28 protein-coding genes and 1 tRNA gene are annotated in these 26,306 nt (G+C 64.4%); 21 read left to right on the forward strand and 8 right to left on the reverse strand.

Translation table 11 applies throughout. From position 1 onward, the window contains the following. Window positions 1–2,058: an ATP-dependent helicase gene (locus tag N2603_RS17855; RefSeq protein WP_260389800.1), complete on the reverse strand. Its 2,058-nt coding sequence runs from the start codon at window positions 2,056–2,058 to the stop codon at window positions 1–3. A 129-nt stretch (window positions 2,059–2,187) separates the two neighbouring features. Between N2603_RS17855 and N2603_RS17860 the strand changes: the two genes are divergently transcribed. Beyond that, window positions 2,188–2,778, forward strand: coding sequence for a TMEM175 family protein (locus tag N2603_RS17860; protein WP_026312654.1), 591 nt, complete (start codon window positions 2,188–2,190; stop codon window positions 2,776–2,778). Between the two features lie 9 nt (window positions 2,779–2,787). Here the strand turns inward: N2603_RS17860 and N2603_RS17865 are convergent, their stop codons facing one another. Continuing rightward, window positions 2,788–3,168: a YciI family protein gene (locus N2603_RS17865; protein ID WP_026312655.1), complete on the reverse strand. Its 381-nt coding sequence runs from the start codon at window positions 3,166–3,168 to the stop codon at window positions 2,788–2,790. A gap of 202 nt (window positions 3,169–3,370) precedes the next feature. On the opposite strand from N2603_RS17865, the gene N2603_RS17870 reads away from it, so the two are divergent. Together N2603_RS17870 and N2603_RS17875 are read left to right on the forward strand one after the other, a co-directional pair. Next, window positions 3,371–3,550, forward strand: coding sequence for a hypothetical protein (locus N2603_RS17870; protein ID WP_260389801.1), 180 nt, complete (start codon window positions 3,371–3,373; stop codon window positions 3,548–3,550). A 26-nt stretch (window positions 3,551–3,576) separates the two neighbouring features. After that, window positions 3,577–3,780, forward strand: coding sequence for a hypothetical protein (locus N2603_RS17875; protein ID WP_018647172.1), 204 nt, complete (start codon window positions 3,577–3,579; stop codon window positions 3,778–3,780). Window positions 3,781–3,790: 10 nt separating this feature from the next. Here N2603_RS17875 and N2603_RS17880 read toward each other — a convergent pair whose 3' ends face one another. Continuing rightward, window positions 3,791–4,504, reverse strand: a complete 714-nt coding sequence (locus N2603_RS17880) for a substrate-binding periplasmic protein (protein ID WP_260389802.1) — start codon at window positions 4,502–4,504, stop codon at window positions 3,791–3,793. Window positions 4,505–4,834: 330 nt separating this feature from the next. On the opposite strand from N2603_RS17880, the gene N2603_RS17885 reads away from it, so the two are divergent. Then, window positions 4,835–7,246, forward strand: coding sequence for an ATP-binding protein (locus N2603_RS17885; RefSeq protein ID WP_260389803.1), 2,412 nt, complete (start codon window positions 4,835–4,837; stop codon window positions 7,244–7,246). A 318-nt stretch (window positions 7,247–7,564) separates the two neighbouring features. After that, a tRNA-Gly gene (locus N2603_RS17890) sits at window positions 7,565–7,638 on the forward strand. Window positions 7,639–7,835: 197 nt separating this feature from the next. Here the strand turns inward: N2603_RS17890 and N2603_RS17895 are convergent. Continuing rightward, window positions 7,836–8,045, reverse strand: a complete 210-nt coding sequence (locus tag N2603_RS17895) for a hypothetical protein (protein ID WP_018647175.1) — start codon at window positions 8,043–8,045, stop codon at window positions 7,836–7,838. Between the two features lie 93 nt (window positions 8,046–8,138). Here N2603_RS17895 and N2603_RS17900 point away from each other — a divergent pair, with 93 nt between their 5' ends. Beyond that, complete coding sequence (locus tag N2603_RS17900; protein WP_260389804.1) at window positions 8,139–8,606, forward strand: metallophosphoesterase family protein; 468 nt, start codon at window positions 8,139–8,141, stop codon at window positions 8,604–8,606. A gap of 163 nt (window positions 8,607–8,769) precedes the next feature. Further along, complete coding sequence (locus N2603_RS17905; RefSeq protein WP_260389805.1) at window positions 8,770–9,525, forward strand: Crp/Fnr family transcriptional regulator; 756 nt, start codon at window positions 8,770–8,772, stop codon at window positions 9,523–9,525. On the opposite strand, the gene N2603_RS44945 is transcribed toward N2603_RS17905, so the two are convergent. After that, window positions 9,522–9,911: a DUF6894 family protein gene (locus tag N2603_RS44945; protein WP_425248991.1), complete on the reverse strand. Its 390-nt coding sequence runs from the start codon at window positions 9,909–9,911 to the stop codon at window positions 9,522–9,524. The genes N2603_RS17905 and N2603_RS44945 overlap by 4 nt on opposite strands. Between N2603_RS44945 and N2603_RS17910 the strand changes: the two genes are divergently transcribed. The 6 genes from N2603_RS17910 (at window position 9,903) to N2603_RS17935 (ending at window position 14,458) form a co-directional block, all read left to right on the forward strand. Further along, window positions 9,903–10,166, forward strand: a complete 264-nt coding sequence (locus N2603_RS17910) for a hypothetical protein (RefSeq protein WP_018647179.1) — start codon at window positions 9,903–9,905, stop codon at window positions 10,164–10,166. The genes N2603_RS44945 and N2603_RS17910 overlap by 9 nt on opposite strands. Before the next feature lie 200 nt (window positions 10,167–10,366). Continuing rightward, window positions 10,367–11,437 carry a GDP-mannose 4,6-dehydratase gene (gene gmd, locus N2603_RS17915; protein ID WP_260389806.1) on the forward strand — a complete coding sequence of 357 codons (1,071 nt, stop codon included), beginning with the start codon at window positions 10,367–10,369 and terminating at the stop codon, window positions 11,435–11,437. Beyond that, complete coding sequence (gene fcl / locus N2603_RS17920) at window positions 11,418–12,362, forward strand: GDP-L-fucose synthase (RefSeq protein ID WP_425248992.1); 945 nt, start codon at window positions 11,418–11,420, stop codon at window positions 12,360–12,362. The genes gmd and fcl overlap by 20 nt, the downstream gene beginning before the upstream one ends. 75 nt (window positions 12,363–12,437) lie before the next feature. Beyond that, a complete protein-coding gene (locus N2603_RS17925) occupies window positions 12,438–12,890 on the forward strand; it encodes a DUF2231 domain-containing protein (RefSeq protein WP_260389808.1) in 453 nt (150 codons plus the stop codon). Beyond that, entirely contained in the window at window positions 12,887–14,221 is a 1,335-nt protein-coding gene (locus N2603_RS17930; RefSeq protein ID WP_260389809.1) for a PQQ-dependent sugar dehydrogenase, read from the forward strand. The genes N2603_RS17925 and N2603_RS17930 overlap by 4 nt, the downstream gene beginning before the upstream one ends. 33 nt (window positions 14,222–14,254) lie before the next feature. Beyond that, window positions 14,255–14,458: a hypothetical protein gene (locus tag N2603_RS17935; RefSeq protein WP_018647184.1), complete on the forward strand. Its 204-nt coding sequence runs from the start codon at window positions 14,255–14,257 to the stop codon at window positions 14,456–14,458. A 531-nt stretch (window positions 14,459–14,989) separates the two neighbouring features. On the opposite strand, the gene N2603_RS17940 is transcribed toward N2603_RS17935, so the two are convergent. Together N2603_RS17940 and N2603_RS17945 are read right to left on the reverse strand one after the other, a co-directional pair. After that, on the reverse strand, window positions 14,990–16,180 hold the full coding sequence (locus N2603_RS17940; protein ID WP_260389810.1) for an extracellular catalytic domain type 1 short-chain-length polyhydroxyalkanoate depolymerase: 1,191 nt from the start codon (window positions 16,178–16,180) through the stop codon (window positions 14,990–14,992). Window positions 16,181–16,183: 3 nt separating this feature from the next. After that, window positions 16,184–16,603 (reverse strand): CopG family transcriptional regulator, encoded by a 420-nt coding sequence (locus N2603_RS17945; RefSeq protein ID WP_260389811.1) that lies wholly within the window; start codon window positions 16,601–16,603, stop codon window positions 16,184–16,186. A 572-nt stretch (window positions 16,604–17,175) separates the two neighbouring features. Between N2603_RS17945 and N2603_RS17950 the strand changes: the two genes are divergently transcribed. The 7 genes from N2603_RS17950 (at window position 17,176) to N2603_RS17980 (ending at window position 24,130) form a co-directional block, all read left to right on the forward strand. Beyond that, complete coding sequence (locus N2603_RS17950) at window positions 17,176–18,573, forward strand: MFS transporter (RefSeq protein ID WP_260389812.1); 1,398 nt, start codon at window positions 17,176–17,178, stop codon at window positions 18,571–18,573. A gap of 121 nt (window positions 18,574–18,694) precedes the next feature. Continuing rightward, on the forward strand, window positions 18,695–19,522 hold the full coding sequence (locus N2603_RS17955) for a 3-oxoadipate:acetyl-CoA acetyltransferase (protein ID WP_260389813.1): 828 nt from the start codon (window positions 18,695–18,697) through the stop codon (window positions 19,520–19,522). A gap of 130 nt (window positions 19,523–19,652) precedes the next feature. Further along, the gene (locus N2603_RS17960; protein WP_260389814.1) at window positions 19,653–20,858 is read left to right on the forward strand and encodes an MFS transporter; all 1,206 of its coding nucleotides are present in this window, start codon (window positions 19,653–19,655) and stop codon (window positions 20,856–20,858) included. A gap of 168 nt (window positions 20,859–21,026) precedes the next feature. Beyond that, window positions 21,027–22,256: a CaiB/BaiF CoA transferase family protein gene (locus tag N2603_RS17965; protein ID WP_018647190.1), complete on the forward strand. Its 1,230-nt coding sequence runs from the start codon at window positions 21,027–21,029 to the stop codon at window positions 22,254–22,256. Between the two features lie 121 nt (window positions 22,257–22,377). Continuing rightward, complete coding sequence (locus N2603_RS17970; protein WP_260389815.1) at window positions 22,378–23,253, forward strand: beta-keto acid cleavage family enzyme; 876 nt, start codon at window positions 22,378–22,380, stop codon at window positions 23,251–23,253. Window positions 23,254–23,428: 175 nt separating this feature from the next. Further along, window positions 23,429–23,644: a hypothetical protein gene (locus N2603_RS17975; RefSeq protein WP_063682708.1), complete on the forward strand. Its 216-nt coding sequence runs from the start codon at window positions 23,429–23,431 to the stop codon at window positions 23,642–23,644. A 93-nt stretch (window positions 23,645–23,737) separates the two neighbouring features. Then, a complete protein-coding gene (locus tag N2603_RS17980; RefSeq protein ID WP_260389816.1) occupies window positions 23,738–24,130 on the forward strand; it encodes a RidA family protein in 393 nt (130 codons plus the stop codon). A 3-nt stretch (window positions 24,131–24,133) separates the two neighbouring features. On the opposite strand, the gene N2603_RS17985 is transcribed toward N2603_RS17980, so the two are convergent. Next, on the reverse strand, window positions 24,134–24,796 hold the full coding sequence (locus N2603_RS17985) for a TetR/AcrR family transcriptional regulator (protein ID WP_018647194.1): 663 nt from the start codon (window positions 24,794–24,796) through the stop codon (window positions 24,134–24,136). A gap of 211 nt (window positions 24,797–25,007) precedes the next feature. On the opposite strand from N2603_RS17985, the gene N2603_RS17990 reads away from it, so the two are divergent. Then, the gene (locus tag N2603_RS17990; protein ID WP_260389817.1) at window positions 25,008–26,243 is read left to right on the forward strand and encodes an acyl-CoA dehydrogenase family protein; all 1,236 of its coding nucleotides are present in this window, start codon (window positions 25,008–25,010) and stop codon (window positions 26,241–26,243) included. The last annotated feature ends 63 nt before the right edge of the window (window positions 26,244–26,306 follow it).

Here is a 26,306-nt window from a genome sequence, read left to right on the forward strand (position 1 = left end):
CTACCGCCACATCCCGCGCATCTTGGCTCCGATGTCGATCTTCGGCCCTTGCGCCGCGGTGCGCGCCGCGCCCGGAGCGGCCTTCGGCCAGGCTGTGCGCTCGAACAGATAGACCAGGGATTCCGGGATGAAGCGGGTGCGCGAGGCGTAGACGTGGCGGTCGCCCTTGGCGCCCTGGCCGTGGACGAAGAAACGCTGCGGCACGACGAGGTGGAGATCGTCCTTGGCGCGGGTCATCGCGACATAGAGCAGGCGGCGCTCCTCCTCGATCTCGGCGCTGGTGCCGGCGCCGAGATCGGATGGCATGCAGCCGTCGACGACGTTGAGCACGAACACCGACTTCCACTCCTGGCCCTTGGCGGAGTGGACGGTGGAGAGGATCAGGTAATCCTCGTCGCGCAAGGGTGGACCTGATTTGTCGCTGGTCGCATCCGGCGGATCGAGCGTGAGCTCGGTCAGGAATTTTTCGCGCGAGGAATAGCCGCTGGCGATCTGCTCGAGCTGCATCAGATCGGCGCGGCGCGTCTCGGAATCCTCGTGGATGCGATCCAGATGCGGCTCGTACCAGAGCCGGACGCGCTCGAGATCTACAGGCCATTCCGAATAGCGCAGGTTTTCGACCGTGCGGACGAAGTCGGTCCAGTCCGTGCCCGTGCGCGGCGGTGCCGGGAGCTGGCCGAGTGCGTGCAGTGGGTCCATGCTCTCCGCCATCTGGTCGAGCACGCGCTGCGCCGTCGCGGGGCCGATGCCGGGCAACAGATGCAGGATGCGGAAACCGGCGACGCGGTCGCGCGGATTTTCGGCGAAGCGCAGCAAGGCCAGCACGTCCTTGACGTGGGCAGCATCGAGGAATTTCAGCCCGCCGAATTTCACGAACGGGATGTTGCGGCGGGTCAGCTCGATCTCGAGTGGCCCCGAATGCGAAGACGTCCGGAACAGCACCGCCTGGTGCTTGAGCAGCGCGCCTTGCTCGCGGTTGGCCAGCACAGCCTCGACGATGAAGCGGGCCTGGTCGGCCTCGTCGTGCACCGTGACGAGCTGCGGCCTCTGTCCGGCGGTGCGGTCGGTCCAGAGATTTTTTGTGAAGCGCTCACGCGCGAGGCCAATGACGCCGTTGGCGGCCGCCAGCACCGCTTGCGTCGAGCGGTAATTGCGGTCGAGCGTGATCATTTCCGCGCGGGGCGAGAAGCTTTGCGGAAAATCCAGGATGTTGCGCACGGTGGCGGCGCGGAACGAATAGATCGACTGCGCATCGTCGCCGACGACGGTGAGGCCGCGTCCGTCGGGCTTCAGCGCCAGCAGGATCGAGGATTGCAGGCGGTTGGTGTCCTGATATTCGTCGACCAGGACGTGATCGAAGCGGCCGCCGATCTCGTCGGCGATCAGCGCATCGCTCATCATCTGCGACCAGTACAGCAGCAAATCGTCGTAATCGAGCACGTGCTGGGCCTGCTTGGCCTCGACGTAAGCCGCGAACAGGCCCTTCAGCTCGGCCGCCCAGCCGGCGCACCAGGGATAGTGTACCCCCAGCACCTTCTCGATCTCCATCTCGGCGTTGACGCAGCGCGAGTAGATCGACAGGCAGGTGCCCTTGGCCGGAAAGCGGCTCTCGGTCTTCGACAGGCCGCGCTCGTGCCGGACCAGGTTCATCAGGTCGGCGGAATCCTCGCGGTCGTGGATGGTGAAGGCGGGATCGACACCGATCCGCTCGGCATATTCGCGCAGGAGCCGCGCGCCGATGCCGTGGAAGGTGCCGGCCCAGGTGAGCGCGTCGCGCATGATCGCGGCGTTGTTCTCCCCTAACACCTTGCGGGCGATACGCTCGACCCGGCCGGCCATCTCGGCTGCGGCACGGCGGGAGAACGTCATCAACAGGATGCGGCGCGGGTCGGCACCCGCAACGATCAGATGCGCGACCCGGTGCGCCAGGGTGTTGGTCTTGCCGGAGCCGGCGCCGGCAATGACGAGCAGGGGGCTTCCCACGGTCGCGCCATCGGCCACGCCATGCTCGACGGCGCGGCGCTGCTCCGCATTGAGCGTGTCCAGATATGTTGCCACGAATCGCCCCGGTGAAAGGCCAAGAGTCGGCGATCCCGGCGCGAATCGCAATGCGGCTGGACGGAACCGGAATTAGGATTTAGGGGGAAAGGCGGCCCAAGGTTCCAGCCCGAGAAGAGCATGCCCGGCATGACCGAGCTCAAGCCCGACCAATTCGAGATGCGACGGCTGGAGTCGCTCAGCAACACCATTTTCGGCGTCGCCATGACGCTTCTGGCCTACGATCTGCCCAAGGCCGCCGTCTTCACCAGCGCACCCGGCTGGAGCGATCTTGCCCAGGTCTATTCCGGCAAGCTCGCCGGCCTCGCGCTCAGCTTCATCATCGCCGGCGTGTTCTGGATCAGTCATCACCGGCGGCTGGCGCGCCAGCCGGTCGGCAGCCGCGGCGTGGTGATCCTCAACCTGTTCTTCCTGCTCTCGATCGTGCTGCTGCCGGTCACCAACGGCCTTTACACCAATTACGGCATGAGCAGTGCGGTCGCCGTGCTCTACGGTTTGCATCTGACCGCGATCGCCGGGCTCAATGCCTGGCTGTGGTGGACCATTCTCGGCGGCTGGCGCCACGAGATCATGGCCTCGCTGTTTCCGCTGCTCGTGTTCATCCCGGGCACGATCGTGGCGGCATTCGCGCCGCATGTCGCGCCTTTCGTATGGTTCATCGCTTTCGGCGGGCTGCTAATCCAGCGCTTCTATGCCGCGCCGGCCAGGACGGACGTGTAAGACGCTGGCTCACCCCTTTGTCGCGCCGAACCCATCGGACGGCACGTAAAGCTTGACCGGGCGGATTTCGTAGACCGCGGTCGGGTTGACCTCGCGCAGCTTCCGCGCCGCGGCGATCGCCTCCTCATCCGTATCGTATTCGACGAGGTGGAAGCCGAGAAGCTGCTCCTTGGTCTCGGCAAACGGGCCGTCCAGCACCATGCCCGCGCCGGGGCCGCGCAAGGTGCGAGCCTTTTTTGTGTCGTCCAGGCGGGCGGCGGGCCCAAGGTGGCCGCTGGCCCGCAGCGGCGCCTGAACCTCGATGACTTTGGCCACCACCGCGGCATCCTGCTCCGGCGTCCAGGACAAAAGCTCGTCTTCCACATGATAGGCCAGGATCGCGTAAAACATCGTCACCTCGTTGATTTTGCTGCGCGCGTCCAAAGGACGTACCACCATGCCCGCGGCCGACAATCCCCCTCAACAAAATATTGCGTCGCGCAGGCCTCGACGAAACCATCCTGAAACCCGATTGCGACCGGCCGGTGTGAACGCCGCCTGAAGCCGATGCGACTGATGACCACCAAGAAGGCTGAGGAATTTGGAGGCGGCAATGTCGGGTCAGTCCATCAAGATCATCTGCGACGCGCGGCGGGCGGCCCAATCGGCGCCGGCCGATCTGCACGACCAGAGCGGTCACCACCGTTATTACGGCAGCTCGGCCGAGAATGGTGGCGAGCGCATTGTCGAGAGCCGCCGCGGCAAGCACCCGCGCAATGTCTGCGGCTTCTGAAGTCTCTGGCGAGACAGGCTTCGCGAATGAGCGTCCTGCAAATATCGATTGCTGCGATGCCGTTCCTGCTCTCGCTGGCGAGCCGGAACGGTAGCGCGATCGCGCCATGCCTGATCACCAGCATATTCACCGTGCTGCTCGGCGAAGAGCCTCACCGGGCAGTGGTGGCCTGGTGCGTCGGCGTACTGATTGCCGCCGTCGCCTTTCGCGAACGGCTTCGCGCAACCTGAGCCGGCACCGTTACGGTGCGCTCAGGATCTGCTTGACCAGCCTCTCACGCAGCGTTGCCAGTTCGCCGCTCGCCTCCATCTGCGCGATCACCTTGCCGACCTCAGGCACCAGGGCGCGATGGCGTTCGTGCAGATAGTGATAGATATGGATGCGCCCGAGCGGAGGCGAGAGCGGGTAGATCCTGGCCTGGAGGTTGAGCTTCCTCACGGCGACGAGCCCGCTGAAGAGGTCGGTGACCATCACGTCGAAGCGATCGGCGTCGAGCATCTTGATCATGCTCTCCAGACTGGTTGTCGCCGTGACGCGGGCCATGCCGCGCGTGCCGGCCTCCGATGAGCCGACGCCGCGGACGATGCCGATGCTGTAGTCTCGAATTGAATCCCAACCGGCGACATCGAAATGGAGCTTCGTCGTGAACACCGCGGGCTCGAGGTAGTTGATCGCCGGCGTGACCTGGACCAGCGTCGGATAGTCACGGGAGAGCGTCCCGATCCGCTGGATCTCGCCGTCGACCTCGCCCGCGCTCGACAGTGCGAGCGCCCGCTTGCCGGGAACGTCCTCGAATTCGAGCTTGATGTTCAGCTTGGCGTAGACAGCCCGCAGCATCTCGCCGCCGACATATTGATCGGGGATGTCGGCGATGCGCGCCAGCCGGATCAGGTCCTGCGCCTGCGATGGAGCGGCTGCGAGCAAAGACAGCCAGGCGACGGCAATCCGCCACATCACGCTTCTCCTTGGTCGGGCCTTGCTACCGCTGGATTCGGAGGCTCGCGCGATCTACCGGGGGTCGCGCGGGAGCCCGGCCGTAACGATCAACGCTCGCCTGCGAGGTGAGGCGACTCCGGACTTTCACCGATGTCATTCTAGCACGCGAAGTGGTAGCTTGCGCGGGAATCCTGCTGCTGGGCGCAAGATATGACCCTGCCGACCTCAAGCCGCCCATGGGCCGACAGGATTGCAACGCGCCTCGCGTGAAGAGAATCTCAACTGTCGAATTGCTCGCGGCCACGGCCGGCCGGCCGGAGCAGTGCCGCCATTTCCGGGACATGGTGCATGGGTAACTCAGGCAATGAGGATTCCAAGCGCAGCCGCGCCGTCGCCCCGGCAGCCGCGAAGCAGGATTTGAGCGGGATCGGCGCGGCATTCGCGCCGGCGATGATCGGAGCGCTGCTGTCGCGGATCTTCAACTGGTCGCGCAGCGGCGTCGGGCCGCGCCTGCTGGCCGCCGTGCTGCTGTTCTCCTCGGTCGTCACGCTGGTGCTGACCGCGCTTCAGCTCTATCTCGACTACAACCGAGAGGTCGGCGTCATCGAGACGCGGCTCGACGAGATCGGCCGCAGCACCACCGGCAGCCTTGGCGAGAGCCTGTGGAATCTCGATCAGAACCAGCTCAGGCTCCTGCTCGACGGTATCCTACGGCTGCCCGACATCCGCGCCGCCGAAGTGCGCGAGATCGCCGATCGTCCCAATCCGATCCGTGTCGCGGTCGGCGAGCCGAACACCCGTTCGATCGTGACGCGCGACTATCCTTTGACCACCACTATGCAGGGGGCCGTGCGCACCATCGGTGTGCTTCACGTCGAGGCGACGCTGAGCGAGGTCTACCAGCAATTGATGAACCGTGCCTTGATCATCCTGGCGAGCCAGGCGGCGAAGACGTTTCTCGTCTCGCTGTTCATCATCTACATGTTCCACCTGCTGGTGACGCGGCATCTGGTTGCCATCGCCGACTTCGTCAGCAAGTACAATCTGGCGCGGCCGCCGCCGGCTTTGCACCTGGAGCGCCGTCCGACCTACGATCCCGACGAGCTCGACAAGGTGGTCGTCGCCTTCAATGCCATGTGCGCCAATCTCGGGCGCGCTTATGGCGAGCTGCGCGAGGCCAACGCCAATCTCGAGCGTGACCTGAAGATCCGCCGCAGCGCCGAAGAAGACGCGCGCGCGAGCGAGCAGCGCTTCCGCGACTACGCCGAGACCGCGTCCGACTGGTTCTGGGAAACCGGACCGGATCATCGGTTCACCTACATATCGGAGCGGGCTGGCGCCTTCGGCATGGACCACAAGGCGCTGATCGGCAAGCGCCGCATCGACGCCGCTTTCGACCACGACGCCGAGCCGGAGAAATGGCGCGCGCACGTGGCGATGCTCGATCGTCACGAGCCGTTCCGGAAGTTCGAATATCGCGGCCGTGATGCGAGCGGACGCGTGCGCCATTTCAGCGTCAACGGCCAGCCGGTGTTCGCGTCAGATGGACGCTTCATGGGCTATCGCGGCTCCGCCACCGACCTCACCGCGCAGCACGAGACCGAGGAGCGGCTTCGCCAATCCCAGAAGATGGACGCGATCGGCCAGCTCACCGGCGGCGTCGCGCATGACTTCAACAACGTGCTCACCGTCATCACCGGCACCATCGAGATCATCCAGGAGGGGCTCGCGGACAGGCCCCAGTTCGCCGCCATCGCGCAGCTCATCGACGATGCCGCCACACGCGGCGCCGAGATCACCTCGCAGCTCCTGACCTTCGCGCGGCGCCAGCCGCTCGAGCCGCGCGAGATCGACGTCAACGCCCTCGTGCTGGAGACCGCAAAGCTGCTGAAGCCGATCCTGGGCGAGCACGTCGAGATCGTGACCCGGCTCGCGGACGACGCCTGGTCGGCGATGGTCGATCCGTCGCAGCTTTCGTCCGCGATCGTCAATCTCGCGGTCAACGCGCGTGACGCGATGCCCGGCGGCGGCAGGCTGATGCTCGAGACCGCGAACCGGGAGCTCGACGGCACGGAAGGGGCCGACGAGGGCGATGTCGTCCGCGGCGCCTTCGTGATGGTCGCAGTCAGCGACACCGGCCACGGCATTCCGGCCGACATCCGTGAGCGCGTGTTCGAGCCGTTCTTCACCACCAAGGGCGTCGGCCGCGGCACCGGCCTCGGGCTCAGCATGGTCTACGGCTTCGCCCGCCAGACCGGCGGCACCGTCGCGATCGAGAGCGAGGAGGGGCGCGGCACGGTGGTGCGCTTGTTCCTGCCGCGGTCGGAGGGCGAGGCGCCGGCCAAGACGGCGCCGGTTCACGCGCTCGCCGCAGCGCGCGGGCATGAGACGATCCTCGTGGTCGAGGACGATCCGCTGGTGCAGGGCTATGTCATCGCCCAGCTCGGCAGCCTCGGCTATCGCACGCTCGCTGCCGGCGACGGCGCATCCGCGCTTGCACTGGTCGACCAGGGCGCCAAATTCGATCTCCTGTTCACGGACATCATCATGCCCGGCGGCATGAATGGCCGGGAATTGGCCGAGGCCGTCCGACTCCGCCGGCCGGGGGTGAAGGTGCTCTACACCTCCGGCTATACCGACGACACCATCGTCCATGAAGGGCATCTCGATCCCGGCGTGGCGCTGCTTCAGAAGCCATACCGCAAGTCGGAGCTGTCGGAGAAGATTCGCGAGGTCCTTGCGGGCGAGCCGCCGGCCTGAGCGGCGCCGGCGCACGAAAAAGGCGCGGCGGGGAGGCCCCGTCGCGCCCGATTTCTTGCTCGCTGGTCCAGGGCTGAGAACGCCCCGATGCCAAGCCCTTTTCAAAGCCTAGCGGGCGATCCCAGCGAGGTGACAGCGCTTGAGATAAGACACTGGATCACCTCCTTTCGTTGGTTTCGGGAGATTTCAATATAGGGCGGGATCACCCGGCCGTTAAGGGGTGGGGCGGAGCGCCGGGAACAGGATCGTTCTTGACGCGGGAGAGACCGTCCAGAGGCAGTTGAGACCGCCGCCAGGCCGTGTTAGGGGATCGCCAACGCGGGTGTAGCTCAATGGTAGAGCAGCAGCCTTCCAAGCTGAATACGAGGGTTCGATTCCCTTCACCCGCTCCAATGTTTTCAATGGCTTATTTCGCCTCACTGCGTTGTTCGCTGAGCGCTGCTGCTTATTCGGACAGCGATCACAATGGCCATCCCCTGGTTGCGACGAAGTTTGCCGCATCAGCCACGGCCATCAGTAGCGAAATGATGAGGACGGCTGATCGCGCGCAAGTCCTCACGTCTTGACCGTCCCCGGCTTCGGGGCCCCATCACCTTGCCATCGGCTTTTGTGGATCATCGCGGCGCTGCGCCGCTTCCGTGTTCCGGTCCAGTTGCGCCCGCTCGCTGCGGCGCAGATGTCCCGATCGTCGGACGCCGTACCAGATCACAGCGCCAAGGACGAACGCGCCGATGAACCAAAGCCACAACGCCGTGGCCGAGACGTCTCCCAAAAACATGCCAACACCGCTATTGCCCATCCGTGTGCTCCCGTTAGATGTGCGGGCAATGCGGGCGCGCTGTCGTGGTTCCTAAGCGCGGGCAGGGCATCGGCAGGACGCCAGGAGAGCGCTGTGACGACAATCGGGGTGATTTCGGACACGCACGGGCTGCTGCGGCCGGAGGTCGAGCATTGCTTTGCCGGGGTCGCGCATATCATTCATGCCGGCGATATCGGCGCCGAGCATGTGCTCGAGGGGCTGCGCAGGATCGCGCCTGTCACGGCCATCCGCGGCAATGTCGATAGCGGCGATTGGGCACGGAACTATCGGGATACGGAAACCGTGCGCCTCGGCCGGTACGTTTTCTATGTCCTGCATGATCTGACCGAACTCGAGAGCAAGCCTGCCCCCGACGGCATCGATGCCGTGATCTACGGCCATTCGCATCGCGCGAGCATCAGGACGGCCGACGGCATCCTCTATCTAAATCCCGGAAGCGCCGGGCCGCGACGCTTCAAGCTCCCGATCACGCTGGCGACGCTCGATCTCGATGCTGGTGCCGAGCTTCGGCCGGTCATGCACACGCTCGACGGGGCCTAGCCAGAGGCAGATCAAAGTTATGATTTTGCTCCAAAACTTGCTCGATGGGGCATTTTGGAACGATCTTATAACGTTGCGTTGTCTTACATCATCGGCAGATAGTCTCGGGCGCCGGTGCTGAGAGTGTAGCGCTCCCGCCTGACAGGCCGGAGTGGTTTGCGCCATGTCGGGTCTCGAAAAGGAGCATCCGATGCCGGCAAACCTCGCTGCCGCATTGATCACGAAGCTGACCGTGTCCAACGACCTGGATGCCGATGACATCCGCGCCATTCAGAGCCTTCGGATTCGCGAGCGGCATCTCGACGCTGGCCAGATCATCGTGGCCGACGGAGAGCGGCCCACTGACTGTTGCCTGATCGCGGATGGATTCGCGTTCCGCTCGAAGACGACGGCGGATGGAGAACGACAGGTTCTCTCCATCCACATCCCGGGAGAAATCCCTGACCTTCAAAGCCTTCATCTCAAGGTCATGGATCATGACCTTGTCACCGTCACGCGTTGCAACCTGGGTTTCATCTCCCACGACGATCTGAGGGTGATCAATCAACGACGCCCGAACCTGGCAGCGGCCCTGTGGCGCGAAACGCTGATCGACGGGGCGATCTTCAGGGAATGGATCGTCAATGTCGGACGAAGGGAGGCGACACCGAGAATGGCCCACCTGCTGATTGAACTGCATCGGAGGCTCAGGGCAATCGGTCATACCCGAAATGGGGAGTTCGGCTTGCCCATTACTCAGGCCGACCTTGGAGATTGCCTGGGATTGTCGGTGGTGCATACCAACCGGGTGCTCCAAAACCTCCGGAAGGAGGGATTGGTAACGGTGAGCAGATCAGAGTTTCACATCCTCAAGCCCAGGGAGATGGAGGAGCTGGCAGGCTTCGACCCGACCTATCTGCATCTCAGTCCCAGCACTTAATTGAGCTTTTGGGCCCGCACATCGATGCGGTAGAGCGGATCACCCTCCCGGTGGACAACGAGGGACCAATCGCCTCCGTTGGGGTTGAGCGTGGATTCAATGTCCCTCACGGTGCGGAGCGCCTGATGCCAAGCTTCTTGATCATTCGGCAGCTCTTCGCTGTCAGAGAAGTCACCGCCGTTCGAGATCTTGAAGGAATATCGCGTCATCCAGTTGAACGGTGGGACCGGCGAGGCGTTCCTAATCGTCAGCCGGGTCCACGCTCGGAACACACCTGTTGCAACGGGACAAGGAGGTTGAGGGCGGAGGCAGCTTAGGAACGATCGGGCCGGGTTGCGGTTGCGGCAATGAAGGCAGTCGAATGACAGTGTGATTTGATGACGCATATCATCTTCAGCGACTACCGCAATGCGGCCGCCGAGCAGGCATATGATATCGCGTGGGACTTTCTCGCGCGCACGGGGGCGATCCGGGATGAATTCGAGGCGTGCGTATTCCTCGCGCAGCGCGTCGCCACGATGGTTGACGAAGGACAGACCAATCGCATCCGGATGGCCAATCGCGCGATCTCCGAATATCAGCATCACATCATCGAAGGCGGCGATCTCGCCCGCTGTGGCGGCTGTCGCGGCGCGCATTGAGCCTGCGGGCCGTCCTCACGCGCCGAAGCTCTTGCCTTAAAATGCCGAAAGCGGCGATCCGGGACCATCGTCAGGCCAAGAAGGCCGGTAACCCTTTTCCCATATTGGGTTGACCCCGGCGGCCGATCTGTCAGAGAAGGACAGCGGCCGGAACGGGAAGCCGGCGGCCCCTCGAGGTGTGTTGGGAGTGGGTGGCACATATGGCTGAGCGGATCGCTCTCATCACCGGCGTGACCGGCCAGGACGGCGCCTATCTCGCCGAACATCTGCTGTCGCTCGGCTATGTCGTGCACGGCATCAAGCGGCGCTCGTCCTCGTTCAACACGGCGCGTGTCGACCATCTCTACCAGGACCCGCATGTCGGCAACGTGCCGTTCCTGATGCACTATGGCGACATGACGGATTCGACCAATCTGATCCGCCTGGTGCAGCAGATCCGCCCCACGGAGATCTACAATCTCGCGGCCCAAAGCCACGTCGCGGTCAGCTTCGAGAGCCCGGAATACACCGCCAACGCCGACGCCATCGGCGTGCTGCGCCTGCTGGAGGCGATCCGCATCCTCGGCATGGAGAAGGAGACCCGGTTCTACCAGGCCTCGACCTCCGAGCTCTACGGCCTCGTGCAGGAGATCCCGCAGAAGGAGACGACGCCGTTCTATCCGCGCTCGCCTTACGGCGTGGCCAAGCTCTATGGCTACTGGATCACGGTGAACTACCGCGAAGCCTACGGCATGTTCGCGTCCAACGGCATCCTGTTCAACCATGAGAGCCCGATCCGCGGCGAGACGTTTGTCACGCGCAAGATCACCCGTGGCGTGTCGCGCATCGAGGTCGGGCTCGAGGACGCGCTCTATCTCGGCAATCTCGAGGCCAAGCGCGACTGGGGCCATGCGAAGGACTACGTCGAGGGCATGCACAGGATCCTGCAGGCCGACAAGCCGGATGATTTCGTGCTCGCCACCGGCGAGATGCATTCGGTGCGCGAGATGGTCGAGCTGTCGTTCGCGCAGGTCGGCCGCCGCATCATCTGGCGCGGCAAGGGCGTCGAGGAGACCGGCATCGACGAGAAGAGCGGCAAGGCGGTCGTGAAGATCGATCCGACCTATTTCCGCCCGACCGAGGTCGATCTCCTGATCGGCGATGCCAGCAAGGCGCGCGAGGTGCTCGGCTGGACGCCGAAGCGGACGTTCGCGGAGCTCGTCGCGGAGATGATGAGAAGCGATCTGGCCGAGGCGAAGCGGGATGCAGGCCATGGCAAGCCTACCGTTTGAGCTCAAGGGCAAAAGCGTCTACGTCGCCGGCCATCGCGGCATGGTCGGCAGCGCGCTCGTGCGCCGGCTCGCAGCGGAGGACGTCCAGCTCGTCACGCTGGATCGCCGCGAGGTCGATCTGCGCAACCAGGCCGCCGTGTTCGATTGGTTCGCGCGCATGCGGCCGCAAGTCGTGTTCCTCGCTGCCGCCAAGGTCGGCGGCATCGTCGCCAACGACACGCTGCGCGCCGAGTTCATCTACGACAACATCGCGATCGCCGCGAACGTGATCCAGGCCGCGCATCAGAACCGCGCCGAGAAGCTGATGTTCCTCGGCTCCTCCTGCATCTATCCGAAGCTGGCGCCGCAGCCCTTGCGCGAGGACTCGGTGCTGACGGGGCCGCTGGAGCCGACCAACGAGCCCTATGCGATTGCCAAGATCGCGGGCATCAAGATGGTGGAGGCCTATCGCAGCCAGTACGGATGCGACTTCGTCAGCGTGATGCCGACCAATCTCTACGGCCCCGGCGACAATTATCACCCCGAAATGAGCCACGTCGTCGCCGCCCTGATCCGCCGCTTCCACGAGGCCAAGGTGTCGGGCGCGAAGAACGTCGTGGTCTGGGGCACCGGCACGCCGCGGCGCGAGTTCCTCTATGTCGACGACATGGCGGATGCCTGCGTGCACCTGATGAAGACCTATTCCAGCGCGGAACTGGTCAACATCGGCACCGGCGAGGACATCACCATCGCCGAATTCGCACGCCTCGTCGCCGACATCGTCGGCTACCGCGGCGAGATCTCCTTCGACACGTCGCGGCCCGACGGCACCCCGCGCAAGCTGCTCGACGTCAGCCGCCTCGACAAGCTCGGTTGGCGTGCGACGACGTCGCTTCACGATGGCCTGACGCGCGCATATGCGGCGTATCAGGCGGGCGCGCAGTGACCGCGCTGCAGTAGGAACCTTCGCCGCAAGCGCGAGTTGGCGGTCGGGCAGGGCGAAAGCCATACGAGGCCGACCGTGCAGCAGGACGTGCGTGTGCGCAGCACCGCGCAAATCGCAGGCCATCCGATTCATCCGATGCTGGTGCCGATTCCGATCGCGTGCTTCATCGGGGCGCTGCTGACCGACATTGCCTATGTCGTCAGCGCCGAGATCATGTGGGCGAATTTCTCCGCCTGGCTGCTGCTCGTCGGCGTCATCTTCGGCGTGCTGGCCGCGATTGCGGGCCTGACCGATTTCCTCGGCAACCGCCTGGTGCGCGCGCAGCCGCCGGCCTGGCCGCATCTGCTCGGCAACGCGGTGGCGCTGGTTCTCGCGACCTTCAATGCCCTGATCCACACGCGCGATGGCTGGACCTCGGTGTGGCCGACCGGGCTCATCCTTTCGGTGATCACCGTGCTGATCCTGCCCGTCACCGGCTGGCTCGGCTGGGCCATGGTCTATCGTCACGGCGTGGGAGTTGCGCGATGACGTCCATGCTTGCCCGTGCGCTCTGGTGCGCATCGCTGCTGTGCCTCGCCGGCTGCAATGACGGCAGCGGCGATCCAAATGCGCAAATCGGCGCCAACCCGAAGCTCCCCGAGATTCAGCAATACCTGCTGCCGCCGATGCATATCGCGCGCATCGTCGGCTGGAAGAAGGATGAGACGCCCACGGTCGCACAGGGCTTGCAGGCCAAGGCCTTCGCTACGGGCTTGCAGCATCCGCGCTTCCTCTACGTGCTTCCCAATGGCGACGTGCTGGTGGTGGAATCCAAGGCGCCGAAGGGAGCTCCGATCAAGCGGCCCAAGGAAATCGTGATCGGCTACGTCGAGGCCTGGGCGACGTCAGGCGGCGATACCGGCGAGAGCAATCGCATCACGCTGCTGCGTGACACCAACGGCGACGGCGTGCCCGATACGCAGAGCGTCTTGCTCGACCATCTCAACTCGCCCTTCGGCGTCGCGCTGGTCGGCAACGATCTCTATGTCGCCAACACCGACGCCATCGTCAAATATCCCTACACCGAAGGCGATACCAAGATCACCGCGCCGGGCACGGTGCTTACGCCGCTGCCGGGCGGCCCGATCGATCATCACTGGACCAAGAGCCTCGTCGCGAGCCCCGACGGCTCGAAGCTCTATGCCGGCGTCGGCTCCAACAGCAACATCACCGAGAACGGCATGGAAGCCGAGCACAATCGCGCCGCCATCCTCGAGGTCGATCGCGACAGCGGCCGCTGGCGCATCTTTGCGAGCGGCCTGCGCAATCCGAACGGCCTCAGCTTCGAGCCGCAGACCGGAGCATTGTGGACGGTCGTGAACGAGCGCGATGAGCTCGGCCCCGACCTCGTGCCCGACTACATGACCTCGGTGAAGGAGGGCGGCTTCTATGGCTGGCCCTACAGCTATTACGGCCAGCACGTCGATCCCCGCGTCAAGCCGGAGCGGCCCGATCTCGTCGCCAAGGCGATCGTGCCTGACTACGCCTTGAGCTCGCATGTCGCCCCGCTGGGAATGGCTTTCTACACCGGCACAAGCCTGCCGAGCGCCTATCGCGGCGGCGCCTTTGTCGGCGAGCATGGCAGCTGGAACAGGCAGAACCTGAACGGCTACAAGGTCGTGTTCGTGCCGTTCAGCGACGGCAAGCCGAGCGGGCCGGCACAGGACGTCGTCACCGGCTTCCTGAACAGCGACAATCACGCGCGTGGCCGTCCTGTCGGCGTTGCCATCGACAAGACCGGCGCGCTGCTGGTCGCCGACGACAGCGGCAACACGGTGTGGCGGGTGAGCGCGACGCATCCGCAGCTCACGCAGCGATAGTGCCTGGATATTGGAGAGCTGGAGGAGGAGACCATGGGCCTTGCTCAATACGCGATCGTGCCGGTGCAGGACGAATGGGGCGTGCTGCATGACGGCGACGTCAAGAGCAGATACGCCACCAAGGAAGCCGCTTTCGAGTCGGCGGTCGCGGCGGCGTCTCTGGCACTGCGCGAGGGACATGAGGTGCATGTCAGCGTGCCCGGTCGCGAAGCCGGCGAGAATGCGCTGGGAAGCTAGGGCGTGTACCCGTCAATCACGCTGCACTGGATGTCTGCTATGGTCCCGACGGCGGTAGGGAAGCTGACATAGCCTGACTTCGCTTGTGGGCCATTGGACGCCAGCATTGCAACAAGAAAGCCTCTGCGGTCCTGACCCTTGCGGCGAGCGCCAGCGCCGCCACGGCATCCGCCATTCCCGGCGCATCTGCATAGGTAACCATGTGACCGAACCTCAAGCTGAACGGGGCATCGACGGATGGTAGATCGCCGAACGTTGCCGAGAGGATGATCCCAAACTCCCGGTGATCTATGCGACCGGTTTCCTCGCCCGTCGCGCCCCGCCCGGTGCCCCTGATGTTGCAGCAGCCCTATCGTCCGGAGGACATTGTCGGTGCCGGTAGCTTCGGATCGGGCGGAGGCGTCGCCTTGATCAATCGAGCTTTGTGGCGCGCCGCGCTGGCGGATAGAGGCCGGCTTCGGCGACGCCAAGCTGATCCGAAAGCTCTGCGACGTGCTCGAGGACAACCTGAGCGCCCCTTATGAAGCCAGACTACCCACCGAGCGAATGCTCGAGGAAGAAGCGCAGCATTTCCCTCGTCGCATCCGGCCCTTGCGGATCAGTGTAGGACCCGGCGGGGCTGCCGCCTGACCACGCGTGTCCGGCGCCATCGATGTTCCAGTGTTCGGAGATCGCCCGACCGGCCCCGTCGATCAGGACGGTGCGAGTATAGGCATGGCCGTGGGGTACGCGTCCGCGAAGTACCTTCGTCGTCGGCCTCGTTGCCCTGGCGGACTGCTCGATAATCTGATCACCATTCTTTGGATGCACCGTAGTGTCGCGATCGCCGTGGAAAACGATGGTCGGCACAGAAGTTTTGCCACCCGCGTTTGCCTTGGAGCCGCCTCCCTGTCGCATGGCGACGAACGCGGAGGGAAGATCGCTCGCGGCCCCGCACGCGAGGCCTGAATGGATACCGACGGCCGCGTACAGGTCGCTATACGTTGCGCCCATGATCGCGGCGGCGGCCCCGCCGGCCGACAGACCCGCGACGTATACGCGCTTCGGATCGATCGCATGGTCGCGCATGATCTGGCGGGTAATACCGGCGATCATCGAGGGCTCGCCCCCGCCGCGACGCTGGTCGCCGGTGCGAAACCAGTTCCAGCACTTCGACTGGTTGGCTCCGCTCGGCTGCTCAGGATAGACCACATAGCAATTCTGCTCTTCCGCCAAGAAGTTCATCCGGGTGCCTGCCGCGAAATCGTCCGGCGACTGGGTGCAGCCATGAAGCATGACGATCAGGGGAAGCCGTTGTCCCTGACAGCGGCTTGGGATGAACAGCTTGTAGGTCCGGCTTCCCGCGGCGTTGCTGAAGGTACCGGCGATAAACCGTGTGCCCTCGGGCGCGATGTCCGATGAGGACAGAGGAGCGCGCGTGATCGGACTTCGCAGGCCAAGCTCGGAAAAATCCCGCATGCCGTCGAGCGGTAAGGAGCGTCTGCGTCCCTGAGCAGAGCGGGCCGGCGATATCTGCGGAGCTTCCCGCTCCTCGACGACGTCGGCCGTGGCGTCGATGGTAAGCGGATCGAGCGGCGGAAGCCGAGCCTGAGCGGCGCTGCGAGATTCCGGTCTTGGAGCGCTACCGCCCTGGAGCATGCGCTGCAGGAGCGCGGTGGCCTCGACCAGTTGGCCGGCACGCGTAAGGCGGGTTGCTTCGCGGACTATGTCTTGATTCAGCATCGTTCACCTCATTCTGTCGGCGAGAGCGGCCTTGACCGCGGGAGTGGCGTGAAGGGCCCCCAGCACCGAGACCGACGCGATTGTCGCGCGAGCCAACTCGGGAGTGACGTCCTGGGCGATGGTGGCTAAGCCCAACACATTGATCTGCAGCATCTCGCCGGCGCGGCGCGCCGCTTCGAGATCCTCGCGAGTGTAGTTGCGCAGCCCGAGGTCCAAGTTCTTCCGGGCCGTGGATTGTCTGACGACCTCTACGTGGCGCTCGAGCTGGTTCCGGATTGCTGTCCGGATGAAATCGGTCCGGTTCGAATAGAACCCTTCCTGCACCATGAGATCGACATGACCGAGGTCGACATAGCCAAGGTTGATCGTGATTTTCTCGGTGTCGGGAGCCTTGGGTCGCAGCTCGTGCACATTATTGGCCATAGCTAAACATCCATTCTTACCATCCCATTGGATGGTGCATGGATGTCATATAGATGCTCTCGGGCCGCCTTCAAGGGATCAAGCGGATAGACCCGCGCCAAGAGCGCGAGATCTGGATGCCGCAGCGGGTCGGCGTCTCGATGGCCTCGGCGGAGCTCCTGATGTCGCGCATGCGGCGAAGGTCAACGACCTTTGCCGCGACCGAAGACACAACCGGCGAGCACGCCGCTTGCGATCCCCGACGGCCAGCTCTTCAAAGCGCATCACCCGACCAAACCACCCACGCTGTTCAATCCGCCGGAGTGATTTCTCGCGGCGGCGTGCCAATTGGGGGTCCGCGCGCCTGATCGCCGCCCCGACGGTCGCTCCGGCCTAGATAACATCATGTTAGGTTTATCGCATAACTGGGTAATTGTGTTAGCCCGGCGAAAGCCTATTGTTGGGACCAATCAGACAGCCATCGGCAATGACAAGCGCTCCGCGAGCTCCGCAGAGCGCCTGGAGAGTGCTGTCCGATTTCGACCGAAGCCCGCCAACGGGACGTCGATAAACCCAGTGGAGGAATTTCTGAGATGACCACGACTCGCGCGATCCACGACAGGAGTCAGTCCAAGAAGGCTGCTGCGAGCGGCTGGATTGGCTCGGCTCTCGAATATTATGACTTCTTCATCTACGCGACTGCCGCCTCGCTGATCTTCCCGCAAATCTTCTTCCCGTCGGAAAATCCCACCGTCGCCATCATCGCTTCGCTGGCGACCTATGGCGTCGGCTATGTGGCCCGTCCGATCGGCGCCTTCGTCCTCGGACATTGGGGCGACACGCATGGCCGCAAGACCGTACTCATCGTCTGCATGTTCCTGATGGGCATCTCGACCATGGCCGTCGGCCTTCTGCCGACCTATCACCAGGTCGGCATCCTCGCGCCGATCCTGCTCGTCATCCTGCGCCTCGTGCAGGGATTTGCCGTTGCCGGTGAAATCTCCGGCGCGAGCTCGATGATCCTGGAGCACGCGCCGTTCGGTCGGCGCGGCTTCTACGCAAGCTTCGCGCTTCAGGGCGTGCAGGCCGGACAGATTCTCGCGGCAGCCGTGTTCCTGCCGCTGGCCGCCTACATGCCGACCGAGGCCTTCAACAGCTGGGGCTGGCGGATTCCCTTCCTGCTCAGCTTCTTCGTCATCGTCGCAGGCTATATCATTCGCCGCGAAGTCGACGAAACCCCCGCCTTCGCCCGAGAGGGCGAGCGGGGAGAAACGCCGCGGTCGCCCATCGTCCAGGCCATCAAGCTGAGCTGGCGCGATATGCTCAGGGTCATCTGCATGGCCCTGATGAACGTCATCCCCGTCGTTGCGACCATCTTCGGTGCGGCCTATGCGGTGCAGCCGGCCTATGGCATCGGTTTTGCCAAGGACGTCTATCTGTGGATCCCGGTCCTCGGAAACATGCTGGCCATATTCGTCATTCCCTTCGTCGGCAACCTCTCCGACAAGGTCGGCCGCAAGCCTCCGATCGTCGTGGGTGCGCTCCTCTCCGGCCTGCTCGCCTTCGGCTATCTCTATGCGATCAGCATCAGGAACGTGCCACTTGCGATCCTGCTGTCGCTGCTGATGTGGGGCGTCGTCTACCAGGGCTACAACGCGATCTTCCCGAGCTTCTACCCGGAGCTGTTTCCGACCCGCACCCGGGTGTCGGCGATGGCGATCTCGCAGAACATCGGCACGACCATCACCGCGTTGCTTCCCGCCCTGTTTGCGACCGTGGCGCCTCCCGGCTCGGACAACATCCCGTTGACGGTGGGGGCGATCGCCTTCGGCATCACGGTCATCGCGGCGCTGGCGGCCGTCTCGGCGCGGGAAACCTATCGGATCCGCATCGACGATCTCGGCAATCCCAAGGCCGTTCCGATACCGCAGGCCGACTATGAGCGGCAGCGTGCGGAAGCTGCGGGCGGAGCGGCCGCAGTTCAGACCTGACGTTGACGTAAGAAAGCCTGCCGCTGCGAGCGATGATGTTTGCAGCGGCAGGGCTCGACTTGTTATGTAACTGCCTAGTCGAACTCGGCGCGCGCGAGCGCGATCATCATGAGGTCCAGGGATGAACCCCGTCGTCGTTGCTGTCGCTATCACCGGCTCCGTTCCGCGCAAAAAGGACAATCCGGCGGTGCCCATCCTGCCGTCCGAACAGATCGAATCGACCCACCAGGCCTTCGAGGCCGGCGCCACGCTTGCCCATATCCATGTTCGCAACGATGACGAGACGCCGTCCTCGGATCCTGAACGCTTTGCCCTGGTGCAGGAGGGCATCAGGATACATTGTCCAGGGATGATCGTTCAGTTCTCGACCGGCGGGCGAGGGCGCGATCCCTCGGCGCGCGGCTCATCGCTCTATCTCAAGCCGGACATGGCCTCGCTGTCCACGGGATCGGTGAACTTTCCGACCATCGTCTACGAGAACAGCGCCGCCCTGGTCGAGACTCTCGCCACCGGCATGAAGGCGAATGACGTCCGGCCGGAAATCGAGATCTTCGATCTGTCGCATCTGCATGGCGCCCGCCGCCTGATCGAGGCGGGGCTGATGGACGCACGTCCGCATGTGCAGTTCGTCATGGGCGTCAAGAACGCGATGCCGGCCGACGAGCACGTTCTCGACATCCTTCTGGGAGAGCTCAAGCGCCTGATCCCGAAAGCGACGTGGACCGCGGCCGGGATCGGGCGGCACCAAGCCGAGGTCATGGGCTGGGCGCTCGCGCGGGGCGCTGATGCGGTTCGCACCGGGCTCGAGGACAATATCAGGATCGACAAGACGCGCCTCGCCGCCAGCAACGCCGAGCTCGTGACCGTCGCCTGTGAGGCGGTCGCGCGCCACGGTCGGCGCGTTGCGACCGCGGCCGAGGCGCGATCCTTGCTCGGGCTCGCGGGATAGCGGCTGCTGCCTCCTCCTGACATGCTCAAGGCTGCCGACTGCCATTCGGCGGCCGGCATTCCGCTGCGCCAAGACTCCCGCTATGACGGGTCTGTGCACAGGCACGCAGCTGGGGCAGGCGACGTTTGGAATGCGGTTCTTGAAATCTGACGGCAGGCTCATCGGGGTCCTGCTGGTGCTTGCAATCACCCAGCTCATTGGATGGGGAACGATCGGCCTTCCGCCCATCATCGGCCGCGACCTTGCCGCCGATCTCGGCATGAGCCTGCCGATGGTGTTTGCGGGCACCTCGACACTTTATGTCACCATGGGCCTGTGCGCACCCTGGCTCGCCAAGGCCTTCGCGCGGCATGGGGCGCGCAAGGTGATGATGATCGGCACGGTCGTCAGCGTGCCCGGATTCGTGCTGCTGTTCTTCGCGCGCGACCCGGCCCTCTATTTCGCCGCCTGGATCGTCTTCGGCCTTGCCGGCAGCGCCACGCTCTCGACCGGTGCCTATATCATGCTCAACGAGGTCGCCGGGCGGCAGGCCAAGAGCGCGATCGGCGCGCTCATGCTGGTGACGGGGCTTTCGAGCAGCATCTTCTGGCCGGCCACATCGTTCCTGAACGGTCTCGTCGGCTGGCGCTGGACGTGCCTCGTCTACGCCGCCATGCTGATCGTGGTCTCGCTCCCGCTCTATGCGTTGGCCGCGCCGCGCCGGAGCGTCGCGAAGGACGAGGGCCCGGCGCCGGCAAGGCACGCGGATGTGCCGCCGGTTGCGCGCAGCACCTTCGGCCTCGTGGTCTCCGCGATCACCCTCAATGCCTTCGTCAATTTCGGCCTCGGCGCCGTGTTCATCGAGCTGCTGCGGGCGGAGGGGCTGGCGCCGGCCCAGGCGGTCGCGTTCGGCTCGATGCTCGGCGTCATCCAGGTCAGCGCCCGTGGGCTCGACTTCCTCGGCGGCGGGCGGTGGGACGGCATCACGACCGGGCTGGTGGCCGGCACGGCGCTGCCCGTCGCCATGCTTCTTCTGATGATGAGCGAAGGGGCGACCTGGGCAGTCGCCGTCTTCATCCTGCTCTACGGCGCCGGCAGCGGCGCAATGGCGGTGGCGCGGGCGACTATCCCGCTGGTGTTCTACGACCAGGCCGAGTTCGCCAAGGCGATGTCGATGATCGCATTGCCGCTCAATCTCGCCTCCGCGCTGTCTCCGCCGCTGCTGGCCGGCCTGCTCACCCAGTACGGCAGCCGCAGTGCGCTCGGTCTCACCTTCGTCTGCTCCTGCGTGACGGTGCTGATCCTGGTCCTGCTCGGCCGGCGGCGGCCGCAGGTCGCGGCCGCAGCAGCGACCTGACGCTATATTCGCGACACGGAAATTCTCAGCACGGTCGCTCCCGCTGCTGGCGCGCGGATGCCCTTATGCCCGGAGCGCAGTGCTCAGGGCGCGAAAATGGTGTATCCGCAGGGAGCGCGGCCTGGCTGGAGCCACCGCGCCAACACCAGTTCCCCGGAGGAAACCGACATGTCGGCCTTGCCGCTCTCAGGCATCAAGATCCTTGATCTCACGCGCGTGCTTGCCGGGCCCTTGTCGGCCCAGATGCTGGGCGATCTCGGGGCGGAGGTGATCAAGATCGAGCGGCCGGGCACCGGCGATGACGCGCGCGCCTTCGGCCCGCCTTACCTGACCGATCCCGACGGCAAGTCGAACAACAACAACTCGTTCTATCTCTGCGCCAACCGCAACAAGAAATCGGTCACGGTCAACATCGCCAAGCCGGAAGGGCAGGCGATCATCCGCGAGCTCGCCAAGGACGTCGACGTCTTCATGGAGAACTACAAGGTCGGCGATCTCAAGCGCTACGGGCTCGACTACGAGACGATCAAGGCGATCAACCCCGGCATCATCTATTGCTCGGTGACCGGCTTCGGCCAGACCGGTCCTTACGCGCCGCGCGCTGGCTATGACGCCATCCTGCAGGCGATGGGCGGGCTGATGAGCGTCACCGGCCATATCGACGGCGAGCCGGGCGAGGGCCCGATGAAGGTCGGCCCGTCGATCGTCGACTACATGACCGGCATGAATGCCTCGATCGGGATTCTGTCGGCGCTCTACAATCGCGACGCCAATGACGGGCAGGGCCAGCACATCGATGTCTGCCTGTTCGATACCGTGATCGCATCGCTGTCGCACTGGCTGCAGATCTACCTCGTCAACGGCAAGACCCCGCCACGCCGCGGCACCTGGGGCAATGGCGGCATGCCGGCCGGCGTGTTCCGCTGCACCGACGGCGAGCTGATGCTGGTGGTCGGCAATGACGGCCAGTTCCAGCGCACCTGTGCCGTGCTCGGCGAGCCTGAGCTTGCCAATGACAAGCGCTTCATCAAGAACAACGACCGCGTCGTGCACGGCAAGGAGATCATGGCGATCTTCGCCGGCTTGTTTCTTAAAAAGCCGGTGGCGTACTGGCTGGACAAGCTGGAGGAGGCCGGCGTGCCGTCGGGGCCGATCAACAATTTCGAGCAGGTGTTCTCCGATCCGCACGTCCAGTCGCGCGGCATGCGGGTGAAGACCGAGCACAAGTTCGAGCCGGAGCTGTCGCTGATCCGCAACGCGCTGACCTTCTCGGAGACCCCGGTCAAGGACTACCGCGCGCCGCCGCTGCTGGGCGAGCACACACAGGAGGTGCTCGGCGGCAAGCTCGGCTATGATGCCGGGAAGATCGAGGAATTGAAGCAGCAGGGGATTATCTAGCTCTAACGAGCAGCGCGCGAGCTTTCCTTCCCTCTCCCCTTCTTGTGGGAGAGGGTGGCTCGCCGCAAAGCGGCGAGACGGGTGAAGGCGGCGATCGCGTTGAAATAGAGGACAGCATCGCATGACCGCCAAAACCATCATCACCTGCGCCATCACGGGCAACCTGACAAAACCCGAGCAGTCGCCGTATCTCCCCATCACCCCCGAGCAGATCGCCACATCCGCGCTGGAGGCGGCCGAAGCCGGCGCGGCCATCGCCCACATCCATGTGCGCGATCCCGCAACGGGGCGGCCCTCGATGGAGATCGATCTCTATCGCGACGTGGTCGAGAAAATCCGTGCCCGCAACAAGAGCCTCGTCATCAATCTGACGACCGGTCCCGGCGGACGTTTTGTTCCTTCGCACGAAGACCCCCGCGTCGCCGGCCCGGGCACCACGCTGCTTGCCCCTGAGAAGCGCGTCGAGCATATCGAGCGGCTCAAGCCCGACATCTGCACGCTCGACCTCAACACCATGAATTCCGGCGGCGAGGTCGTGATCAACACGCCGCGCAATGTCCGCATCATGGCCGAACGGATGAAGGCCGCCGGCGTGCTGCCGGAGATCGAGCTGTTCGATTCCGGCGACTGCCATCTGGCGCGCGACCTGTTCGCCGACGGCACGCTGAAGGGCCCGGGCCTGTTCTCGCTCGTGCTCGGCGTGAAGTACGGCTTCTCGGCGACGCCGGAGACGATGTTCTATGCCCGCAGCCTGCTGCCGCCGGGCGCGATCTGGTCCGGCTTCGGCATCGGCCGCGCCGAATTCCCGATGGTGGCACAGGCCTATTTGCTCGGCGGCCATGTCCGCGTCGGCATGGAGGACAATCTCTATATGTCGAAGGGCGTGCTGGCGAAGACCAATGCCGAGTTGGTCGCGCATGCCGCGGGCATCGTGAAGAGCCTCGGTGCGAGGGTTGCGACGGCGGAAGATGCGCGTGCCATGCTGGGGCTGGCATAACGCTGCGCCGGCGCCGGATCGCAAAGCATAGACTGGTGACGACAACGTGGCGCGCGCGCGGCCTTGCGTGGAGCTTGCGCGCAATCCCCAGATAATCCCGGTCCGTAGTCGCACAGGCTTCCACTCGGCGCGCGACTCTGATTCGATCTCTTCACGTGAGCGCGGGAGGGAACGAATGTCCTACACCATCGGGTTTCAGTCCAAGAACCAGAAGTCCATTCTGGCGACTGAGGCGGCAACCGCCAATCAGGCCGTCGCTATCATTGCCGCATTGCGGCAAAGCGCCGACGAAATAAAGTTCATCCGCTCGCCGCAGGAAGGTGAGATGGGCATCGAGATGCTGCTGCTGCTCGCCAAGGAAGAGGCCGAGGAGATGCCGCAGCGGGCGTAGTTCCCCGCACCCACACTTCGAGCTCAAGCGAAGCATGCTGGCTGCATTGTGATGTAGTCAGGCGTCAGTCTCGCTCGAACCGAAGGTGGCCGCATGAAACGCGAAGCGCTCCGCGTCGAACCGATCTCGTCGTTTCTCGATCGCTGGAAGGCGCCGACCTCGCCGGTGACGCGCGCCGGCAACATGATCTTCGTCGCCGGACTGCCGCCGTTTGACCCCGAGACCGGCGAAATTGCCGCGGCCCCGATCGAGCGCCAGAGCGAGCTCATCATGGAGCAGATGAAGCTCTGCCTCGAGACGGCCGGCGCCTCGCTCGACAACGTCATGAAGTGCAACGTCTACTGCACCTCGACAAAACACTTCGCCGCATTCAACGCGGTCTATGCGCGCTACTTCCCGCACGATCCGCCGGCACGGATCTTCGTCTGCACGCCGGAATGGTTTGGTCCCTTCGACGTCGAGATCGACTGCATCGCGATGATGTGAGGTCTAGCGCGCCGCCACCTTTGACGGCGCCTTCGCTTCCGCCCGTCCCGCCGTCAGCGCCATCGTCGCAACGCTGACGACGCGCGCGACCACGTCCTCGACGTCGTCGAGGTCGCATTTGCCTTCCGAAAGTTTTGTCAGGCGCTCGCTCTCGCGAATGGTGTGGTGCGCCATCGCGAGTGCGAAGTTGAGGCCCCAATAGATATCGACGTCGTTGCGGTCGGGCAGGGATCTGCGCATCGCGCCGGCGAATTTGCGCAAATGGTCGATCTCGCGGTTCTTGATGCGGCGGATCGGCGGCACGGATTCGATCGAGGCGCGGATCATGAAGCGCGCTGCGGTCGAGCGCTGGTTCTCAGGCCCCAGGCAGCCCCGCAAGGTCGGCCCGACCAGCGCCCGCAGGATCACCTCGATCGGCGCGCGGCCGCCGCCTTCTTCCTCGGCGGCCTTCAACTCACGCAGGCGCTCGCGGTTGGTGGCGATCGAGCGGGTGACGAACAATTCTGCGATCAGCTCGTCCTTGGAGCCGAAATGATAGTTCACCGCGGCGAGGTTGACGCCGGCCTCCGCGACGATGTCGCGCAGCGTCACGTCGCCGAAGCCGCGATCGGCATAGAGCCGTTCGGCGGCGGCGAGAATGGCAGACCTCGTATGATCGCTGGCCATGGGTGCCCCCGGGGAGGGAGTTGCAATTCAAACAGTTGTATGAAACTATCGTTTGAAGGCCGGGAAAAGTCAATCCGCAATCGGGACTCGTTCGCAACTGCGCTGGGTTCCGGGGCGCTCGCAAGTTTGCGCATTCGCGCTTGCGGGCCGCGCGCGGCGGGAGGACAGTCCGGCGCAAAAGGACTAGCGAGAGAGAAACGAGGAGCGTCCCATGGATTTCGACCTGTCCCCCAAGCAGAAGGAATGGCTCGACCGCGTGCGGTCCTTCATGGCCAAGCACGTGCGCCCGGCGGTGCCTGTTTATGACGAGCAGGATCGCAGCGGCGAGCGCTGGAAGGTCATCCCGGTGCTGGAGGACCTCAAGAAGAAGGCGAAGGCCGAAGGCCTCTGGAACATGTTCATGCCGCCGAATGAGCATGAAGATGATGAATTCCGCGGCGCGGGATTGACCAATCTCGAATACGCGCTGCTGTCGGAAGAGATGGGCCGCATCACCTGGGCCTCGGAAGTGTTCAACTGTTCCGCGCCCGACACCGGCAACATGGAAGTGTTCATGCGCTACGCCACCAAGGAGCAGAAGCGCAAATGGCTGCGTCCGCTCATGGACGGCGAGATCCGCTCGGCCTTCCTGATGACGGAACCCGCGGTCGCCTCGTCCGACGCCACCAACATCGAGACCCGCATCGAGAAGGACGGTGATCACTACGTCATCAACGGCCGCAAATGGTGGTCGTCGGGTGTCGGCGATCCCCGCTGCAAGATCGCGATCCTGATGGGCAAGACCGATCCGAAGGCCGCCAAGCACCAGCAGCAGTCACAGATCCTGGTTCCGCTCGACACATCAGGCATCAAGGTCGAGAAGATGCTGCCCGTGTTCGGCTTTGACGACGCGCCGCACGGCCACGCGCAGGTGCTGCTCGAGAACGTGCGCGTGCCGAAGGAGAACATCCTGCTCGGCGAAGGCCGCGGCTTCGAGATCGCGCAGGGCCGCCTCGGCCCGGGCCGTATTCACCACTGCATGCGCACCATCGGCAAGGCCGAGGAGGCGCTGGAGAAGATGGTGAAGCGGCTCGCCTCGCGCTCCGCGTTCGGCAAGAAGATCATCGAGCACAGTGTGTGGGAGCAGCGCATCGGCGAGGCCCGCACCGACATCGAGATGAACCGCCTGCTGTGCCTCAAGGCTGCCGACATGATGGACAAGGTCGGCAACAAGACCGCGCAGCTCGAGATCGCCATGATCAAGGTCGCAGGTCCCAACATGGCCTTGAAGATCATCGATCAGGCGATCCAGGCCTTCGGCGGCGCCGGCGTTTCGGACGAGGCGGGCCTTGCCAAGGACTACGCCCACATCCGCACGCTTCGTCTCGCCGACGGTCCGGACGAGGTGCACAATCGCGCCATTGCCAGACTTGAACTTCGGAAGTATGCAAACTCTCCCAGTCATTGACAGGGGGAGCCAGGCGGCGCTCCCGACTTGAAGAAACGACGGGGCATGATCCATGGCGGACGA

It is taken from the genome of Bradyrhizobium huanghuaihaiense, from assembly GCF_025200885.1.
GTDB classification, from domain to species: domain Bacteria; phylum Pseudomonadota; class Alphaproteobacteria; order Rhizobiales; family Xanthobacteraceae; genus Bradyrhizobium; species Bradyrhizobium huanghuaihaiense.

Coding starts and splice junctions, on each gene's coding strand:
- N2603_RS17860 (WP_026312654.1), top strand. CDS start 2,188: ATGACCGAGCTCAAGCCCGACCAATTCGAGATGCGACGGCTGGAGTCG.
- N2603_RS17910 (WP_018647179.1), top strand. CDS start 9,903: ATGACGCATATCATCTTCAGCGACTACCGCAATGCGGCCGCCGAGCAG.
- N2603_RS17865 (WP_026312655.1), bottom strand. CDS start 3,168: ATGTTTTACGCGATCCTGGCCTATCATGTGGAAGACGAGCTTTTGTCC.
- N2603_RS17885 (WP_260389803.1), top strand. CDS start 4,835: ATGGGTAACTCAGGCAATGAGGATTCCAAGCGCAGCCGCGCCGTCGCC.
- N2603_RS17960 (WP_260389814.1), top strand. CDS start 19,653: ATGCGGTTCTTGAAATCTGACGGCAGGCTCATCGGGGTCCTGCTGGTG.
- N2603_RS17975 (WP_063682708.1), top strand. CDS start 23,429: ATGTCCTACACCATCGGGTTTCAGTCCAAGAACCAGAAGTCCATTCTG.
- N2603_RS17945 (WP_260389811.1), bottom strand. CDS start 16,603: ATGGCCAATAATGTGCACGAGCTGCGACCCAAGGCTCCCGACACCGAG.
- N2603_RS17935 (WP_018647184.1), top strand. CDS start 14,255: ATGGGCCTTGCTCAATACGCGATCGTGCCGGTGCAGGACGAATGGGGC.
- N2603_RS17985 (WP_018647194.1), bottom strand. CDS start 24,796: ATGGCCAGCGATCATACGAGGTCTGCCATTCTCGCCGCCGCCGAACGG.
- N2603_RS17970 (WP_260389815.1), top strand. CDS start 22,378: ATGACCGCCAAAACCATCATCACCTGCGCCATCACGGGCAACCTGACA.
- N2603_RS17940 (WP_260389810.1), bottom strand. CDS start 16,180: ATGCTGAATCAAGACATAGTCCGCGAAGCAACCCGCCTTACGCGTGCC.
- N2603_RS17880 (WP_260389802.1), bottom strand. CDS start 4,504: ATGTGGCGGATTGCCGTCGCCTGGCTGTCTTTGCTCGCAGCCGCTCCA.
- fcl (WP_425248992.1), top strand. CDS start 11,418: ATGGCAAGCCTACCGTTTGAGCTCAAGGGCAAAAGCGTCTACGTCGCC.
- N2603_RS17980 (WP_260389816.1), top strand. CDS start 23,738: ATGAAACGCGAAGCGCTCCGCGTCGAACCGATCTCGTCGTTTCTCGAT.
- N2603_RS17895 (WP_018647175.1), bottom strand. CDS start 8,045: ATGGGCAATAGCGGTGTTGGCATGTTTTTGGGAGACGTCTCGGCCACG.
- N2603_RS17990 (WP_260389817.1), top strand. CDS start 25,008: ATGGATTTCGACCTGTCCCCCAAGCAGAAGGAATGGCTCGACCGCGTG.
- N2603_RS17955 (WP_260389813.1), top strand. CDS start 18,695: ATGAACCCCGTCGTCGTTGCTGTCGCTATCACCGGCTCCGTTCCGCGC.
- gmd (WP_260389806.1), top strand. CDS start 10,367: ATGGCTGAGCGGATCGCTCTCATCACCGGCGTGACCGGCCAGGACGGC.
- N2603_RS17905 (WP_260389805.1), top strand. CDS start 8,770: ATGTCGGGTCTCGAAAAGGAGCATCCGATGCCGGCAAACCTCGCTGCC.
- N2603_RS17965 (WP_018647190.1), top strand. CDS start 21,027: ATGTCGGCCTTGCCGCTCTCAGGCATCAAGATCCTTGATCTCACGCGC.
- N2603_RS17950 (WP_260389812.1), top strand. CDS start 17,176: ATGACCACGACTCGCGCGATCCACGACAGGAGTCAGTCCAAGAAGGCT.
- N2603_RS44945 (WP_425248991.1), bottom strand. CDS start 9,911: ATGCGTCATCAAATCACACTGTCATTCGACTGCCTTCATTGCCGCAAC.
- N2603_RS17875 (WP_018647172.1), top strand. CDS start 3,577: ATGAGCGTCCTGCAAATATCGATTGCTGCGATGCCGTTCCTGCTCTCG.
- N2603_RS17870 (WP_260389801.1), top strand. CDS start 3,371: ATGTCGGGTCAGTCCATCAAGATCATCTGCGACGCGCGGCGGGCGGCC.
- N2603_RS17930 (WP_260389809.1), top strand. CDS start 12,887: ATGACGTCCATGCTTGCCCGTGCGCTCTGGTGCGCATCGCTGCTGTGC.